Consider the following 14,843-nt stretch of genomic DNA (forward strand, 5'->3'; position numbering starts at 1 on the left):
CCAGAACAGGCGTGACCCGGGCAAGTGTTACAGGGTCGAGAGGAAAGTACTGTTACTGGCCTGCCACTGGGTGACGTCCACGCGGATACGCTTCTTGTCGAGCTTGCCCACGCTGGTCTTGGGAATTTCAGTAACAACGGCGATCTGGCTCGGAATCGCCCACTTGTTGATGTGCCCCAACTCGACGAACGGCTTGAGATGCTCCTTGAGCACCTTGGCGTCCAGCTGCTGGCCTTCGTGCACCACCAGCAGCGCGAATGGCCGCTCGCCCCACTGCGGATCGGGCACGCCGACCACCGCCACCTCGCGCACGGCAACGTGACGGCTGATCAGGTCTTCAAGATCGAGGGAGGAGATCCATTCGCCACCGGTCTTGATCACATCCTTGATGCGGTCGCGGATATCGATGTAGCCCATGCCATCGAGCGTGGCGACATCGCCGGTGTGCAACCAGCCGCCAGCCCACAACTCGTTGCTCTTTTCCGGTTCGTTGAAATAGCCCATGGTCAGCCAGGGGGCGCGCAGCACCAGCTCGCCCTGGGCCTCGCCGTCGGCGGGCAGGAAGTTGCCGTGGTCGTCGACGATGGCCGCCTCCACCAAGGGTACGGGTACGCCGGCCTTGATGCGGTAGCTGACGCGCTCGTCTTCACCACCGGCCAGCAGTTCTTCGTTCAGGTGCGCGCAGGAGATCAGCGGGCAGGTTTCCGACATGCCATAGGCCGCAGTGAGCTGGATGCCCCGCGCCAGGGCAGCCTCGTACAGCGCCCGGTTGAGCGCGCTGCCGCCGATGATCACCTTCCAGCCACCGAAGTCCTGGCCCTTGGCTGAAGGGCAGTTGAGCAGCATCTGCAGGATGGTCGGCACGCAGTGGGAGAAGGTGACCTTTTCCTCGCGCCACAGCTTGATCAGCATGTCTGGCTCATAGCGCCCCGGATACACCTGCTTGATGCCCATCATGGTCGCCGCGTAGGGGATACCCCAGGCATGAACGTGGAACATCGGCGTGATCGGCATGTAGACGTCGTTGGTGCTCAGCAGGCGCACGCTGTCGAGGCTGCCGAGCACCGACGTTTCGGCCAGGGTGTGCAGCACCAGTTGACGGTGGGTGAAGTACACGCCCTTGGGGTTGCCGGTGGTACCGGTGGTGTAGAAGGTGGTGGCCACCGAGTTCTCGTCGAAGTCGGGGAAGTCGTAATGCGGGCTGGCGGCGGCGAGCAGTTGCTCGTACTCACCGACCAGGTTCGGCAGCTCGGCGGTCTTGTCCGGGCCGTCAGTGATCAGCAGGGTCTTGTCGACCGTGGTCAGTTGCCCGGCGATGGCCTGATAGAGGCCGACGAAATCGCTGTTGACCAGCACGAAGCGATCTTCGGCGTGGTTCATGGTGTAGAGGATCTGCTCGGGAGACAGGCGCACGTTGATGGTGTGCACCACCGCGCCAATCATCGGGATGGCGAACATGCATTCCAGATAGCGGTGACTGTCCCAGTCCATCACCGCCACCGTGTCACCAGCCTTGACCCCGGCTTCGGTGAGCACGTTGGCCAGCCTGGCGATGCGCTCGCCGAGTTCGGGATAGGTCAGCCGCACCTTGTCGCGGTAGACGATTTCACGGGTCTTTTCGTAGCGGCTGCCAGACATCAGCAGGCGTTTGATCAGCAGCGGGTAGGTGTAGGCGCCGTCGGCGGGCTTGAGGAGGCGGGTCTGCAGCATGGGTATCCCTTTTCTGAAAAGCGTGCCGGATATTCAAGGATTTACTGTAGATCGGTGACGCGACGGTCAAATCAGCCGAAGGAATGATTTGGCGTCGCAAAGTATGAGTGGCAATGTGCGAACAGGGCGTTACAGCGCCGCAGAATCCGGAGCCGATGCGCTCCCCACCTCTGGCCATTGCCGACGGAGCCGCCAATGTCGCGTCATGCAGTTTTTCTCGACCATCACTCCCTTGACCTGGGAGATCTCGACCTTTCTGCGCTCGAACAGCAGTTCGACAGCCTGCAACTGCATGCCGCCAGCGCAGCGGAACAGGTCAGCGAACGCCTGCAGGGCGCCAGCGTGGTGATCAGCAACAAAGTGATGCTCGATGCTGCGGCGCTTGCGGCCAATCCACAAGTGAAACTGATCCTGGTGGCCGCCACCGGCACCAACAACGTCGACCTCGCCGCCGCCCGCGCTCAGGGCGTTACCGTGTGCAACTGCCAGGGCTACGGCACACCTTCGGTGGCGCAGCACACACTGGCGCTGCTGCTGGCCCTGGCCACCCGGCTATGCGACTACCAGCAAGCAGTAAAGGACGGCGCATGGGCCAAGGCTAGCCAGTTCTGCCTGCTGGACTTCCCCATCGTCGAGCTGGAAGGCAAGACCTTGGGCCTGTTGGGGCACGGCGAGCTGGGCGGCGCGGTGGCGCGCCTGGCCGAGGCGTTCGGCATGCGTGTGCTGAGCGGGCAGATCCCTGGACGACCGGCGCGCGCCGACCGCCTGGCGCTGGATGAACTGCTGCCGCAAGTCGATGCCCTGACCCTGCACTGCCCGCTGAACGAGCAGACCCGCCACATGATCGGCGCCCGTGAACTGGCCTTGCTCAAGCCGGGTGCCCTGGTGGTGAACACCGCCCGCGGCGGCCTGATCGATGAACAGGCGCTGGCCGATGCCTTGCGCAGCGGTCACCTGGGCGGTGCGGCGACCGATGTGCTGAGCGTCGAGCCGCCGGTAAACGGCAACCCGCTGCTGGCGGCAGACATCCCGCGCCTGATCATCACCCCGCACAGCGCCTGGGGTGCGGTGGAGTCGCGCCAGCGTATCGTCGGGCAACTGGCCGAAAACGCCCAGGCGTTCTTCGCCGGTCAGCCACGGCGGGTGGTGGCCTGAAGCGCAAACCCACTCGGTCGCTACTGCCAACCCGTGCACGGTCCTCAGCACGGGTGCGGTCCCTGTAGGAGCGGGTTTACCCGCGAAAAAGACACCGCGCTGCCTGGCACGGGCTACGCCCGTGTTCGCGGGCAAGCCCGCTCCCACAGGGTGGACTGCCCCCAAGAAGTTGGACACAAATCCAACCCTTGGGGGATCGATGGGCAAATACACAGAGCAGTTCAAGCCCACGGCTATCACCGTCTACCTGGAAGGCAGTAACGGCTTTGGGCTGGCTTCTAGATTTTGAGCAAGACAGTTGCTCCTGCAGCGACCACGCCGCGTCCCGGTACGCCAAGTGATACACTTCGCGCTTTTTCAGGAGGCGTCCGCCGATGGACCCGCGCAGTGAAGTGTTGCTCCGCCAGGCGGACCTGTTCCAGGGCCCGCTGCTGATCGCCGGCGCCGCCGCCGATGGCCTGCTCGGGCAACTGCCGCACGCGCACGCCTGGACCTGGCACGCCGGTGATCAGGCGCTGCTGGAGCAGCGTTTCACTGTCCGCAGCCACTACGGCGTGGAGGTGCCACAGGTTCCGTTCGACGCGGCGGTACTGTTCCTGCCCAAATCCCGCGACCTTGCCGCCTACCTGCTCAATGCCCTGGCTTCGCGCCTGGGCGGGCGCGAGCTGTATCTGGTCGGCGAGAAACGTGGCGGAATCGAAGGCGCGGCCAAGCAACTGCAGGCCTTCGGCAAACCGCGCAAGCTCGACAGCGCCCGCCACTGCCAGCTGTGGCAGGTGACCGTGGACAATGCGCCCGAGGCCAAGCCCATAGAGAGCCTGGCGGAGCGCTTCGAGCTGGCGCTCGAAGATGGCCCGCTGCAGGTGGTCAGCCTCCCGGGCGTGTTCAGCCACGGCCGCCTGGATCGCGGCACCGCACTGCTGCTGCAGCATCTGGAGCAACTGCCGATCGGCCATGTGCTGGACTTTGGCTGTGGCGCGGGCGTACTCGGCGCGACCATCAAGCGACGTTATCCACAAAGCAACGTCACCCTGCTCGATGTCGATGCCTTCGCCGTGGCCGCCAGTCGACTGACCCTGGCTGCAAATGGTCTGCAAGGCGAGGTGATCAGCGGTGATGGCATTGATGCGGCACCCGATAATCTCACCGTGATCCTGAGCAATCCCCCGTTCCATACCGGGGTGCACACCGACTATCAGGCGGCGGAAAACCTGCTGAGAAAAAGCAGCAAAATTCTGCAAAAAGGCGGCGAAATACGCTTGGTTGCCAATAGCTTCCTGCGCTATCAACCCCTGCTCCACGAGGCCTTGGGCAACTGCGAAATCCGCGCCGAAGCAGACGGCTTCCGGATCTACAGGGCAACACGCGGTTAAAAAATTAACGCTTGCCCAAACCGTTTCGGCTAGGCAGAATCCGCTCCGTCCTAGGGGAGTAGTCTCCCGCAAGCACCCACTGCTTGCCCGGTACGCGTCAACACACTTGGCCCACAGGCCATGGCGCGTGCGACCTCACGGCTCACACAGATGAGCCCGGGGTTTGACAAGACCTATGACACGCACACCTTACCCGGGGCGGGGAGGCTGTACGTGTCATAGCCGTGTCGACCCGCCCCGTAGGAAGCCTGATGCTCGAATCCCTGCTCGTTCCCACCGCCATCGTTGCGCTCGCCGAAATCGGCGACAAGACGCAATTGCTCGCGCTCATTCTCGCGGCGCGCTTTCGCAAGCCGTGGCCGATCATCGCCGGCATCGTCGCCGCCACCCTCGCCAACCATGCAGCCGCCGGCGCCGTGGGGGCCTGGGTCAGCGGGTTCTTCACCGAAAGCGTGCTGCACTGGATCCTGGCTGCGAGCTTCACCGCCACCGCCCTGTGGACCCTGGTCCCGGACAAGATGGACGATGACGAAACCAGCAATGCACGCCGCTTCGGCCCGTTCCTGACCACGTTGATCGCGTTCTTCCTGGCGGAGATCGGTGACAAGACCCAGGTCGCCACAGTGATGCTGGCCGCGCAGTACCCGCACCTGATCATGGTCATCATCGGCACTACGCTGGGCATGTTGATTGCCAACGTACCAGTGGTCCTGGCGGGCAACTTCGCGGCCGACAAACTGCCGCTGGCGTTGATCCGTCGACTGGCGGCGGCAGCGTTCTTCGTGCTGGCAGCGGTCGCGGTGTATTCGGCGATGAAGACCAGTGGGTGGATTGGCTAGGGCCTTCAGGACAGGAACCGTGGAAGCCGACCGGCCTTTGGAAGCAAACCGGTTCCTGGGAACAAACCGGCCTGTGGGAGCGGGCTCGTCCCGCGATCACCGGCAAAGCCGGTGCCAGACACCGCAGCACCTGGCACCGGCTTTGCCGGTGATCGCGGGACCAGCCCGCTCCCACAGGAATTGCTCCAGCCGCGGGATAGTTGAACCAGACAACTACCCCACCGCGCAGAGCGGGTTACTTCTTCGCCGCCTGGTACAGCGGCATCACCTTCGGAATCGCGGCCTGCAGCGACGCGATGCGGCTGGCCGAAGCCGGGTGAGTGCTCATGAACTCAGGCGGTGCGCCTTCGGACGCCTTGCTCATCTTGTTCCACAGGGTGATCGCCGCATTCGGGTCGTAACCGGCCCGTGCCGACAGTTCCAGGCCGATCAGGTCGGCCTCGTTCTCGTTGGCCCGGCTGTTGGGCAGGGTCATGGAGTAGTTCACCACAGTGTCGGCCAGCGCCATGCTGTCCTGGCCAAGGCCGAAGATCGCACCGGCGCCCTGGCGCGCCATCTCGATACCGTAGGCCTTGGACATCGCCTCGCGACCATGCTCACGCAGGGCGTGGGCGATTTCATGGCCCATGACCGCAGCCAGCTCAGCGTCGGTGAGCTTGAGCTGATCAATCAGCCCGGTGTAGACGATGATCTTGCCGCCCGGGCCGCAGTTGGCGTTGAGCTCATCGCTCTTGATCACGTTGACCTCCCACTTCCATTGCGCGGCATCCGGCCGGAATTGCGGGGCCTGGGCAATCAGGCGGTCGGCAATGACCTGCACACGCTTGGCATCGGCACTGCTCTTGTCCAGCACGCCCTTGCTCGACGCTTCACCGAGGGTCTGCTGGTACGACTGCGCATACATCTGGTTGACCTCATCGGTCGACAGCATGCTGAACATGTACTGCTTGCGCTCGACGCCAACCGCTCCGCCGCTGGTGGTATTGACCGCCTGGCAACCACCCAGCAGAACGCTGGCGCTCAACAGGCTGATCACGAAAGACTTACGCATGAAAACACTCCCTTTTTACATGCCGCGTATCCTAGGCCCACTCGCCTGACCCTGCCAGAGCCACAGGGAAGATTTCTCTCATCCTCCCCTCATGCTTTCCCTCGACCACGCCGATAACAAAAGAAAACGACCTCCTTGCGTGGAGCTTTCCGGTAATGAAGTTCAAGTCGATCCAGTTTTCCGTGGCGGCCCTGGCCGGTGCCATTGTATTGAGCATTGTCGCGGCGCTGGTGCTGTACGCCGTGTACTCCGGGGCCCGCACCCAGGACTTGGTACAGCAGCGCACCCAGCAGCAGTTCGAAAGCGTGATCGAACAGCGCCTGTCGGCCCTGGCCCGCACCCAGGTGAGCGAGATCCAGCGCGGCCTGGAAGCGCCGCTGCTGATCAGTCGCAGCCTGGCCACGGTCAACGCCATGCTTGGCATGCAGGACGCCGACGGCAAACCGCTGATGCAGATCGACCGCGCCTACCTGAACAACCTGCTCAAGCGCACCGTGGAGGTCAACCCGACGGTGCTCGGTGCGTATCTGGGCTGGGAACCGAACGCACTGGATCACGCCGACATCAATGGCGAACGCTACCTGCCCTGGTGGTTCCGCAACGCGGACGGCAGTCTCGGCCAGGACCGCCTGGTGGACGTGAACGACCACACAGTGCTGTCGACCGGGGTACGCGCCAGTGAGTATTACCTTTGCCCGAAGGAAACCAAGAAGGCCTGCGTGATCGACCCGGCGCCCTACAAGGTTGGCGACAAGATGGTGATGCTCGCTTCGTTCGTCGAGCCGATCATGGTCAACGGTCAGTTCCAGGGCATCGCCGGGGCCGACCTGTCAGTGAACTTCATCCAGGACCTGCTCAACGCTGCCGACCGCCAGCTGTACAACGGCGCCGGCGAACTGGCACTGGTGTCGAGCAACGGTCGTCTGGTCGCCTATACCAAGGACGCCTCCAAGTTCGGCGAAAAAGCCAGCGACGTGCTGGACCCGGCCGAAGCCGCAACCCTGGCCAGTATCAGCGGCGAAGACCTGCAATATAAAGTCGACACCGCCAAGGACCGTATCGAGCTGTTCCTGCCGTTCAAGGTCGCCAGCACCGACGCGCGCTGGGTCCTGCTGCTGGAAATGCCGCTGAGCACGGTCATGGCCGACGTCAACCAGCTACAGAAAGACCTCGGCGAGCAGCGCCGTACCGACATCGCCGGCATGACCCTGGTCGGCCTGGGCATCGCCGCCCTCGGCCTGCTGGTTATCTGGCTGCTGGCCCATGGCATTGCCCGTCCGCTGAAACAGATGGTGGCGATGCTCGACGACATCGCCCAGGGCGAAGGCGACCTCACCCGCCGCCTGCAGAGTGACCGCGCCGACGAGCTGGGCGCCATCGCCAAAGGCTTCAACACCTTCCTAGCCAAGCTGCAGGCGATGATCAGCCAGGTGGTGACCTCGGTACAGAAAGTCAGCGATTCCTCGGAGCACACCGCCGACATCGCCATCCGCACCAACCAGGGCGTGCACAAGCAGATGGCCGAGATCGACCAGGTAGCCACCGCCGTGCAGGAGATGACCGCCACCGCCCAGGACGTGGCACGCAATGCCACCCACGCCGCGCACGCGGCCAGCAATGCCGACCAGGCTGCCAACCAGGGCATGCAGATCGTGCGCGACACCTCGCAGTCGATCAGCATCCTGGCCAGCGAGATCGGCCGTGCAGTGACCGTGGTGCAGACCTTGGCCCGCGACAGCGAGAACATCAATGCCATCCTGGTGACCATCCGCGCCATCGCCGAACAGACCAACCTGCTGGCGCTCAACGCTGCCATCGAGGCGGCCCGCGCCGGAGAGCAAGGCCGCGGCTTCGCCGTGGTCGCCGACGAGGTGCGCAACCTGGCGCAGAAGACCCAGCAGGCCACCCAGGAAATCCAGCAGATGATCCAGCAGTTGCAGCAGGGCACCCGCGATGTGGTCAAGGTGATGGAAGACAGCCAGGGCAAGACCGACGACAGCGTGCAGCAGGCCAGCCGTGCTGCCGAAGCGCTGGAGAGCATCACCGAGGCCGTGTCGGTGATCAACGACATGAACACCCAGATCGCCAGCGCCGCCGAACAGCAGAGCGCAGTGGCCGAGGACATCAACCGCAACGTCATCAACATCGGCCAGGTGGCCGGCGAAGTGGCCGGCGGGGCTGACGAATCGAGCCAGGCCAGTGCCGAGCTGACCAAGCTGGCCGAGCAGCAGCGGCGGTTGATCAATCAGTTCAGGGTTTGATTCAAATACCGAGTCGCTCTTTTCGCGGGCAAGCCCATCTCTGTGAGGAGTGGGCTTGCCCGCGAAATGCTCGCCATAAATCTCAAGCCGGAGTCAGGCACTCCGGTCCATCGAGCTTCGGATCATTGACCAGATGCGCCAGCGCCCGCTCGCGCAACGCCGCTGGAGGGCTGGCCAGCAGCTCGTGCAGGCGCGCCAGCGGTGTGTCGGGATCCAGCCAGGCGGCCTGCCCGGCCTCATCGAGAATCAATGGCCGACGCTGGTTCATCGCCGCCTGAGTGACCACCGCACAACTGAGCCAGACCTGCTCCTGCACCGGATACGCCTCCCACACCGCGGCATAGAACAACGACGCGCCCTCCCCCGGCGTAACCCAGTACGGGCGCTTGCGCGCCGTGCCGCGCCACTCGTAGAAGCCGTTGGCCGGCATCAGGCAACGGCGCTGGCGAAATGCTTCGCGAAACATCGGCTGCTCGGCGAGGGTCTCGGCGCGGGCATGGGCGGGGGTGCGGGACAGGTCGGTGAGCCAGGCCGGGGTCAGGCCCCAGCGTGCCCTGGTCAGCTGCAACTGGCCGTCGAGCCGGCGTTGAATCAGCACCGACGCCCCAGGCGAGATGTTCCATTGGGCCTGCTGGTCGGCGGGAAATCCGGGCAGGGCGGCAAAAGCCTGGGACCAGCGAAAGAGGGCGTAACGTCCACACATAAGACAGCAAACCTAGCAGATCAGGGTACCGGGGATACTCTCCGGCTCGTCCCCGGCAAGGGGCTGGGCGGCATTGTACTCATCGATCAGCTGCCGTGCGTACCCGGCCTGTTCATCGGCAACCGCCAGGGCCAGCAAGCCCTGCATCGGCAGATCGCCCATGGCGCCGACCAGATCGCCGCCGATCAGGTGCACCTGGACGCCTTCGCTGGCCAGCATGCCTACCAGCATCTGCGCCTCCATCAGGCTCTCGGGTTCGTAGATGCGGCGCATCAGGCATCGTCCTCGCGGCGTACTTCGAGCATCCATTCGTCACCATGCACCTGCAGGATGAACACGATGGGCTGGCAGCACACCTGGCAGTCCTCGGTGTAGTGCTGGTCGCCACCGGAAATATCGACCGTGGTTTCCACACGCTCACCGCAATAAGGGCAGTCATAAAAGTCGATTTCGAGCATCGGGGGCCTGCGCAGTGACTTATGCGTATAATTGCCGGTCTGTTTACGGGGTCCGTGTGTGTCCGAGCCGTTTTTTTCGGCCCCGCCCCTACTTTATTACTCTAGCCGTTTCCAACAAGAGAGCATGATGGGCGAATTCGATGCCATCCGACCTTACGACGACGCTGAAGTGCCTGCCGTGCTGGCACGCCTGCTCAGCGACCCGGCATTCCTCGATATCCTCACCCACTTCCGTTTCCCGCGTATCGCGGGCGCCTTCGGCTGGCTGCTCAAGCCGCTGATCGCCCGGCGCCTGCGCAAGGAGTTCGCTGGCGTGACCAGCGTCTCGACCCTGCAGGACAAGGTCGAATACTACGTCGACCGCACCATCGACCGAGCCACCGACGGGGTCACCTACACCGGCGTCGAGCAGCTCAAGTCGGGCAGTGCCTACCTGTTCCTGGCCAATCACCGCGACATCGTCATGGACCCGGCATTCGTCAACTATGCGGTCTATCACGCCGGCCTGCCGACGCCACGCATCGCCATCGGCGACAACCTGCTGCAAAAGCCGTTCGTCAGCGACATGATGCGTCTGAACAAGAGCTTCATCGTGCACCGCTCGATCAGTGGCCGACGCGAGAAGCTCGCGGCTTACCAACTGCTGTCGGCCTACATCAACCATTCGATCCGCAACGACAGCGCCTCGATCTGGATTGCCCAGGCCGAAGGCCGTGCCAAGGATGGTGACGATCGCACCGATTCGGCGATCCTCAAGATGTTCCACATGAGCCGCAAGGACGAGCCGTTCGGCGCAGTGATCCAGAGCCTGAACCTGATCCCGGTGTCGATCAGCTACGAATACGACCCCTGCGACCAGGCCAAGGCGCGCGAACTGTATATCCGCGCCACCACCGGCACCTACAAGAAAGTGCCCGGCGAAGACGACAACAGCATCGCCCAGGGCATCACCGGCTACAAAGGCCGGGTGCACATCAACTTCGCACCGCCGGTGACCGAGTACCACGAGGACACCAAGCAACTGGCCCTGGCCATCGACCGGCAGATTCTCGGCGGCTACCGGCTGTTCCCGGTCCACTACCTGGCCTATGCGATGTGGGACGGGCAGGACGCGGCGCTGGAAGTACCCGCCGCAGAGAAAGTGTTTGCGGCCGAGGAGCTGGCACGCGCCAAGGAGGAGTGGCAGCGTCGCCTGGAGGCCTGCCCTGCGGAGCACCGGCCATACCTGGTGCAGCAGTATGCGACGCCGGTGCGCAATCAGTACCAGGTCAAGCGCCAGGCCGAGGTGGTTTGAGACGAAGCCGCTCCCGCAGGAACACCGCCGCGTTCATGAACGGCGCCATACCTGCAGGAGCGGCCTTGTGCCGCAGAAAAGCTGTTCAGATCCAGGTGCTGAACCACGACAACAGCAGCGCCATCGCCAGGCACGAGAAGCCCAGGATGTAGTAGTAGCGCGGTACACGCAGGTCAAACGCATCGACCAGCCCTTCCTCGGCAGCCAGGCTTTCACGCACATCGCTCTGGCGACGCCGCGCGCTGTGCAGCAGCAGGCCGCCGGGGCAGGTGATGAACAGCGCCAGGACATTGATCAGCTTGGCGGGATGGGCGGCCAGGAACCCCCAGAGGACTTGCAGGGACATCGCGCAACCTCGAAACGACGATAAGCAAAGCCCGGCATTCTACCCAAGCTCCACCCAACCTCCCGTTTTTTGCGACCAAGTGTCATTAAATTTCATCTGTCACACGCTCGTCATCCAGACAGGCCACCCTGTCGGCCTTTCCAGACCGGAGCTTGTCATGCTGCACGCCGAAAACCAGGACCGTCTCTACCTCGTCTCGCAGAGCGACGAGCAGCAGGCACTGATCGACGGATTCGCGATCAATGTCCACGACCAGCGCTGGCTGGTGTATTGCGCCCTGGGCGGACACGCGCACCAGGACCTGCCGGAGGTCGATATGGACACCGGGCTGAGTATGCTGGATTTCGGCATCGAGGCGGCCTGACCGCCCACTCGCGACCCAGTGGGAGCGGGCTTGCCCGCGAAAAGTACACCGCGGTGCATGGCACCGGCGAAGCCGGTGTTCGCGGGCAAGCCCGCTCCCACAGGGACCACGTCTACCAGGGGTTGGGCATCGTCCGACCAAAGAAAAACCCGCTGCCTGTCGCCAGGCAGCGGGTTTTGTTCATTCAGGCGGCGTGCTTATTCAGCCAGGACCTGACCGATGGTCGGGTCCTTGAACAGCCGGGTCAGCGCATCGCTGAGTACGTCACTGACCAGCTTGGTGTTGGTTTCCTGGTTCGGCGCCATGCCGAAGCGCTGGTCAAGCGAGGCGCCGTAACGGCCGCTGTAGCGACGGTTGGCGTTGGACACGTCGGCACGGAAGGTGGCACCGATGGTGGCCTCGGTCACGTACATCTTGTCCTTGGGCGACTGGTACTTCAGCTCGGCCAGGGTCACGGTCAGCTGTGGCGCGCTGCCGGCCCCCGAGGTGGGGGTGAAGCCGAGCAGGCGTACTGCCGCTTCGGCCTGGGCCTGCAGCTTGGGCACGACGTCATTGCCGTTGACGGTAATGGTGCTGGTCTCGGGGTACATGCCACCCCGCGTGCCCAGCGACTGCGAAGCACGGCCGTCGACCACCCGCACGACCACCGGCTGGCCACGACCTACCGGATTGAGCTGAGCGGTGAGCTTGGGTTGCGGGCTGAGTTGCTGCGGGCTGTGTGCACAGCCGACCAGGCTCAGGGTGGCCACCGCCATCAAACCGAACAACAGACGTTGCAGCATGCGCATTTCTCCAGAAAAAGCGGCAAAGGCCCACAGTATACCCAGCCTGGAGCAAGCCAGTCATCGGCCCGCAGCTGCTGTCACAATGGTTTCATGGCCCCGGCGTTATCCTTGCCCCAGCCCGATCAAACAGGACTCGCCGCCATGGCCTCGCTCTGGACCTTGCTCTTCCAACGCCCGCGCCACAACACCTACGCCCGCCTGGATGCCGATGGCAAATGCCTGGCCTTCAAGCAGTGCCACCAGGCACCGAGCGGCGTTGGCTGGGTCCAGGTCAGCGAAGCGCACCTGGGCTGGCTGGGCCATCCGTTGCCCAACAGTGCCCGGATTTGCGTACCTGCAAGCCGCCGTTGGCAGCAACGCATCCTCCCCGCCTGACAAACGCTGCAATAAAAACCCAAGAAGAACGACCTTTCTGCCCGCGACCTCGTTATAATCTCCCCCCGATTATAAGGACGTCTCCTGATCGGGCCCCGCACTCGCCGCTTGACCTCGGCACCTTCACCGCTTCGCCCACAGAGAGCCTTCCACTCAGGTCTTGCATTGGCTGTCGTGCCTGCTGTCTCTGGCCGTCTGCTGCGCATGAACCTGCGGGTTGCCACCGCGCAGTCCACTTTTGAGGTTCACGACTCCAAAAGAGCGTGAAAAAACGGTTTTTCACAACTTCACGAGAGTGTGGCGAGCAAATGAACAGTCTGGCATGTGCAAAAGCGGCAGATACGTCTCGAACAGCCCTGAACAGACGGCAAAAGCGCTCATCCTGGATGGGAGCCTGAGGCCGGTCCATAACGCACGACGGAACACTTGACCATAAGTCGAATTGCCGCACCCGTGGCAAATGGCGTTCAATTATCGAACACCCAAGACTGATTGGCGGTGTCCGCGGAAGTTGCAAGAACTGCGAAGAGTCGGACATGGCGATCCTGGCCAACCCAGGGGTCCTATGCTGTCAATTAGGTGCTGTAGATTGTGGAGACGCGTTAATGGCGCAGAACGAATCGGTTGATGTGGTACTGGTAGGCGCGGGCATCATGAGTGCCACCCTGGCCGTACTGCTCAAGGAGCTGGACCCTGCGATCAAGCTGGAAGTCGTCGAGGCGATGGACTCCGGGGCCGCGGAAAGCTCCAACCCCTGGAACAACGCCGGGACCGGCCACGCCGGCCTGTGCGAGCTGAACTATACGCCCCAGGCCGCCGATGGCAGCATCGACATCAAGAAGGCCGTGCACATCAATACCCAGTTCGAGGTGTCCCGCCAGTTCTGGGCCTACCTGAGCAAGAAGGGCGGCTTCGGCTCGCCGCGCGACTTCATCAATCCCGTGCCGCACCTGAGCTATGTCGAAGGTGACAAGGGCGTGCAATTCCTCAAGAAGCGCTTCGAGCTGCTCAAGCAGCACCACGCGTTCTCCGAGATGGAATACACCGAAGACAAGGCGCTGATGAACGAGTGGATGCCGCTGATGATGCCTGGCCGCCCGGCCGACCAGCACATCGCGGCCACCCGCGTGCTCAAGGGTACCGACGTCAACTTCGGCGCCCTGACCAACAAGCTGCTCAAGCTGCTGGGCGACAGCCCCAATGCCCAGGTCAAGTACAGCAAGAAGGTCACCGGCCTGCGCCGTAAAGGCGACGGCTGGACCGTGAGCATCAAGGACGTCAACAGCGGCAACAGCCGTGAAGTCGACGCCCGCTTCGTCTTCCTCGGCGCTGGTGGCGCGGCGCTGCCGCTGCTGCAAGCGTCGGGCATCCCGGAGAGCAAGGGGTTCGGCGGTTTCCCGGTCAGCGGCCAGTGGCTGCGCTGCGACAATCCGGAGATCGTCAAGCAGCACCAGGCCAAGGTCTACAGCCAGGCCGCGGTCGGTGCCCCGCCAATGTCGGTGCCACACCTCGACACGCGCGTGGTCGACGGCAAGAAATCCCTGCTGTTCGGGCCTTACGCCGGCTTCACCACCAAGTTCCTCAAGCATGGCTCGTTCATGGACCTGCCGCTGTCGGTGCGCATGGGCAACATCGGTCCGATGCTGGCGGTGGCCCGCGACAACATGGACCTGACCAAGTACCTGGTCAGCGAAGTGATGCAGTCGATGGAGCAGCGCCTGGAATCGCTTCGCCGCTTCTACCCCGAAGCGAAAGCCGAGGACTGGCGCCTGGAAGTGGCCGGTCAGCGCGTGCAGATCATCAAGAAGGATCCGAAGAAAGGCGGCATCCTGCAGTTCGGCACCGAGCTGGTCTCGGCCGCCGATGGCAGCCTGGCTGCGCTGCTTGGCGCCTCGCCGGGCGCGTCGGTGACGGTCTCGATCATGCTCGAGCTGATCGAGCGCTGCTTCCCCGAACAGGCCAAGGGCGCCTGGGCTGCCAAGCTCAAGGAGATCTTCCCGGCTCGCGAGAAGACTCTGGCCGCCGATGCCGCGCTGTACCACAAGATCAGCGCCGACAACGACGTGGCCCTGGACCTGGCACAAAACAGCCCGGCCAAGCACTACGCCTGAAACGGCTGAAACGAAAAA

The 14,843-nt window shown here is 63.5% G+C and carries 15 protein-coding genes, 1 pseudogene and 1 riboswitch; of the genes and pseudogenes, 9 read left to right on the forward strand and 7 right to left on the reverse strand.

Features of this window, described 5'->3' with window-relative positions; genetic code table 11:
- Positions 1 to 27 precede the first annotated feature (27 nt).
- Entirely contained in the window at positions 28 to 1,710 is a 1,683-nt protein-coding gene (locus tag F6X62_RS02175) for a fatty acid--CoA ligase (protein WP_151925818.1), read from the reverse strand.
- A gap of 195 nt (positions 1,711 to 1,905) precedes the next feature.
- On the opposite strand from F6X62_RS02175, the gene F6X62_RS02180 reads away from it, so the two are divergent.
- The 3 genes from F6X62_RS02180 (at position 1,906) to F6X62_RS02190 (ending at position 5,077) form a co-directional block, all read left to right on the forward strand.
- Positions 1,906 to 2,865: a 2-hydroxyacid dehydrogenase gene (locus F6X62_RS02180; protein WP_153772568.1), complete on the forward strand. Its 960-nt coding sequence runs from the start codon at positions 1,906 to 1,908 to the stop codon at positions 2,863 to 2,865.
- A gap of 374 nt (positions 2,866 to 3,239) precedes the next feature.
- Complete coding sequence (locus F6X62_RS02185; protein ID WP_153772569.1) at positions 3,240 to 4,238, forward strand: class I SAM-dependent methyltransferase; 999 nt, start codon at positions 3,240 to 3,242, stop codon at positions 4,236 to 4,238.
- A 41-nt stretch (positions 4,239 to 4,279) separates the two neighbouring features.
- Positions 4,280 to 4,402, forward strand: a riboswitch (yybP-ykoY riboswitch).
- Positions 4,403 to 4,489: 87 nt separating this feature from the next.
- Entirely contained in the window at positions 4,490 to 5,077 is a 588-nt protein-coding gene (locus tag F6X62_RS02190) for a TMEM165/GDT1 family protein (RefSeq protein ID WP_054895644.1), read from the forward strand.
- A gap of 235 nt (positions 5,078 to 5,312) precedes the next feature.
- Here F6X62_RS02190 and F6X62_RS02195 read toward each other — a convergent pair whose 3' ends face one another.
- Entirely contained in the window at positions 5,313 to 6,128 is an 816-nt protein-coding gene (locus tag F6X62_RS02195) for a M48 family metallopeptidase (protein ID WP_054894582.1), read from the reverse strand.
- A 1,202-nt stretch (positions 6,129 to 7,330) separates the two neighbouring features.
- On the opposite strand from F6X62_RS02195, the pseudogene F6X62_RS25550 reads away from it, so the two are divergent.
- Positions 7,331 to 7,534, forward strand: a pseudogene (locus F6X62_RS25550) (HAMP domain-containing protein); the annotation flags it as partial.
- Between the two features lie 111 nt (positions 7,535 to 7,645).
- Positions 7,646 to 8,389 (forward strand): methyl-accepting chemotaxis protein, encoded by a 744-nt coding sequence (locus tag F6X62_RS25555; protein ID WP_371264436.1) that lies wholly within the window; start codon positions 7,646 to 7,648, stop codon positions 8,387 to 8,389.
- Between the two features lie 82 nt (positions 8,390 to 8,471).
- Here the strand turns inward: F6X62_RS25555 and F6X62_RS02205 are convergent, their stop codons facing one another.
- The 3 genes from F6X62_RS02205 to F6X62_RS02215 are packed head-to-tail and all read right to left on the reverse strand — an operon-like array spanning position 8,472 to position 9,550.
- Positions 8,472 to 9,092, reverse strand: coding sequence for an SOS response-associated peptidase (locus tag F6X62_RS02205; protein WP_153772570.1), 621 nt, complete (start codon positions 9,090 to 9,092; stop codon positions 8,472 to 8,474).
- Between the two features lie 12 nt (positions 9,093 to 9,104).
- Positions 9,105 to 9,365: a putative signal transducing protein gene (locus F6X62_RS02210; RefSeq protein WP_054894585.1), complete on the reverse strand. Its 261-nt coding sequence runs from the start codon at positions 9,363 to 9,365 to the stop codon at positions 9,105 to 9,107.
- A complete protein-coding gene (locus F6X62_RS02215) occupies positions 9,365 to 9,550 on the reverse strand; it encodes a CPXCG motif-containing cysteine-rich protein (protein ID WP_054894586.1) in 186 nt (61 codons plus the stop codon). Before F6X62_RS02215 ends, F6X62_RS02210 begins: the two co-directional genes overlap by 1 nt.
- A 127-nt stretch (positions 9,551 to 9,677) precedes the next feature.
- Here F6X62_RS02215 and F6X62_RS02220 point away from each other — a divergent pair, with 127 nt between their 5' ends.
- Positions 9,678 to 10,844: a 1-acyl-sn-glycerol-3-phosphate acyltransferase gene (locus tag F6X62_RS02220; RefSeq protein ID WP_054894587.1), complete on the forward strand. Its 1,167-nt coding sequence runs from the start codon at positions 9,678 to 9,680 to the stop codon at positions 10,842 to 10,844.
- An 85-nt stretch (positions 10,845 to 10,929) separates the two neighbouring features.
- Here the strand turns inward: F6X62_RS02220 and F6X62_RS02225 are convergent, their stop codons facing one another.
- Positions 10,930 to 11,190: a hypothetical protein gene (locus F6X62_RS02225; protein WP_054894588.1), complete on the reverse strand. Its 261-nt coding sequence runs from the start codon at positions 11,188 to 11,190 to the stop codon at positions 10,930 to 10,932.
- Positions 11,191 to 11,347: 157 nt separating this feature from the next.
- Here F6X62_RS02225 and F6X62_RS02230 point away from each other — a divergent pair, with 157 nt between their 5' ends.
- The gene (locus F6X62_RS02230) at positions 11,348 to 11,554 is read left to right on the forward strand and encodes a hypothetical protein (protein ID WP_153772571.1); all 207 of its coding nucleotides are present in this window, start codon (positions 11,348 to 11,350) and stop codon (positions 11,552 to 11,554) included.
- Positions 11,555 to 11,751: 197 nt separating this feature from the next.
- Here the strand turns inward: F6X62_RS02230 and F6X62_RS02235 are convergent, their stop codons facing one another.
- The gene (locus tag F6X62_RS02235) at positions 11,752 to 12,336 is read right to left on the reverse strand and encodes a YajG family lipoprotein (protein WP_054894590.1); all 585 of its coding nucleotides are present in this window, start codon (positions 12,334 to 12,336) and stop codon (positions 11,752 to 11,754) included.
- A gap of 144 nt (positions 12,337 to 12,480) precedes the next feature.
- On the opposite strand from F6X62_RS02235, the gene F6X62_RS02240 reads away from it, so the two are divergent.
- Positions 12,481 to 12,714, forward strand: coding sequence for a hypothetical protein (locus tag F6X62_RS02240; RefSeq protein ID WP_153772572.1), 234 nt, complete (start codon positions 12,481 to 12,483; stop codon positions 12,712 to 12,714).
- A gap of 605 nt (positions 12,715 to 13,319) precedes the next feature.
- Positions 13,320 to 14,825, forward strand: a complete 1,506-nt coding sequence (gene mqo / locus F6X62_RS02245) for a malate dehydrogenase (quinone) (protein WP_153772573.1) — start codon at positions 13,320 to 13,322, stop codon at positions 14,823 to 14,825.
- Positions 14,826 to 14,843: the final 18 nt, after the last annotated feature.

The organism is Pseudomonas sp. MNR3A (assembly GCF_009650575.1).
GTDB lineage: Bacteria > Pseudomonadota > Gammaproteobacteria > Pseudomonadales > Pseudomonadaceae > Aquipseudomonas > Aquipseudomonas machongensis.

Bases quoted from the DNA above. Each gene is read 5' to 3' on its own strand.
- F6X62_RS02240 (WP_153772572.1), top strand. From the start codon at position 12,481: ATGGCCTCGCTCTGGACCTTGCTCTTCCAACGCCCGCGCCACAACACC.
- F6X62_RS02175 (WP_151925818.1), bottom strand. From the start codon at position 1,710: ATGCTGCAGACCCGCCTCCTCAAGCCCGCCGACGGCGCCTACACCTAC.
- F6X62_RS02195 (WP_054894582.1), bottom strand. From the start codon at position 6,128: ATGCGTAAGTCTTTCGTGATCAGCCTGTTGAGCGCCAGCGTTCTGCTG.
- F6X62_RS02180 (WP_153772568.1), top strand. From the start codon at position 1,906: ATGTCGCGTCATGCAGTTTTTCTCGACCATCACTCCCTTGACCTGGGA.
- F6X62_RS02205 (WP_153772570.1), bottom strand. From the start codon at position 9,092: ATGTGTGGACGTTACGCCCTCTTTCGCTGGTCCCAGGCTTTTGCCGCC.
- F6X62_RS02235 (WP_054894590.1), bottom strand. From the start codon at position 12,336: ATGCTGCAACGTCTGTTGTTCGGTTTGATGGCGGTGGCCACCCTGAGC.
- F6X62_RS02185 (WP_153772569.1), top strand. From the start codon at position 3,240: ATGGACCCGCGCAGTGAAGTGTTGCTCCGCCAGGCGGACCTGTTCCAG.
- F6X62_RS02210 (WP_054894585.1), bottom strand. From the start codon at position 9,365: ATGCGCCGCATCTACGAACCCGAGAGCCTGATGGAGGCGCAGATGCTG.
- F6X62_RS25555 (WP_371264436.1), top strand. From the start codon at position 7,646: ATGGCCGAGATCGACCAGGTAGCCACCGCCGTGCAGGAGATGACCGCC.
- F6X62_RS02215 (WP_054894586.1), bottom strand. From the start codon at position 9,550: ATGCTCGAAATCGACTTTTATGACTGCCCTTATTGCGGTGAGCGTGTG.
- F6X62_RS02230 (WP_153772571.1), top strand. From the start codon at position 11,348: ATGCTGCACGCCGAAAACCAGGACCGTCTCTACCTCGTCTCGCAGAGC.
- F6X62_RS02225 (WP_054894588.1), bottom strand. From the start codon at position 11,190: ATGTCCCTGCAAGTCCTCTGGGGGTTCCTGGCCGCCCATCCCGCCAAG.
- F6X62_RS02190 (WP_054895644.1), top strand. From the start codon at position 4,490: ATGCTCGAATCCCTGCTCGTTCCCACCGCCATCGTTGCGCTCGCCGAA.
- F6X62_RS02220 (WP_054894587.1), top strand. From the start codon at position 9,678: ATGGGCGAATTCGATGCCATCCGACCTTACGACGACGCTGAAGTGCCT.
- mqo (WP_153772573.1), top strand. From the start codon at position 13,320: ATGGCGCAGAACGAATCGGTTGATGTGGTACTGGTAGGCGCGGGCATC.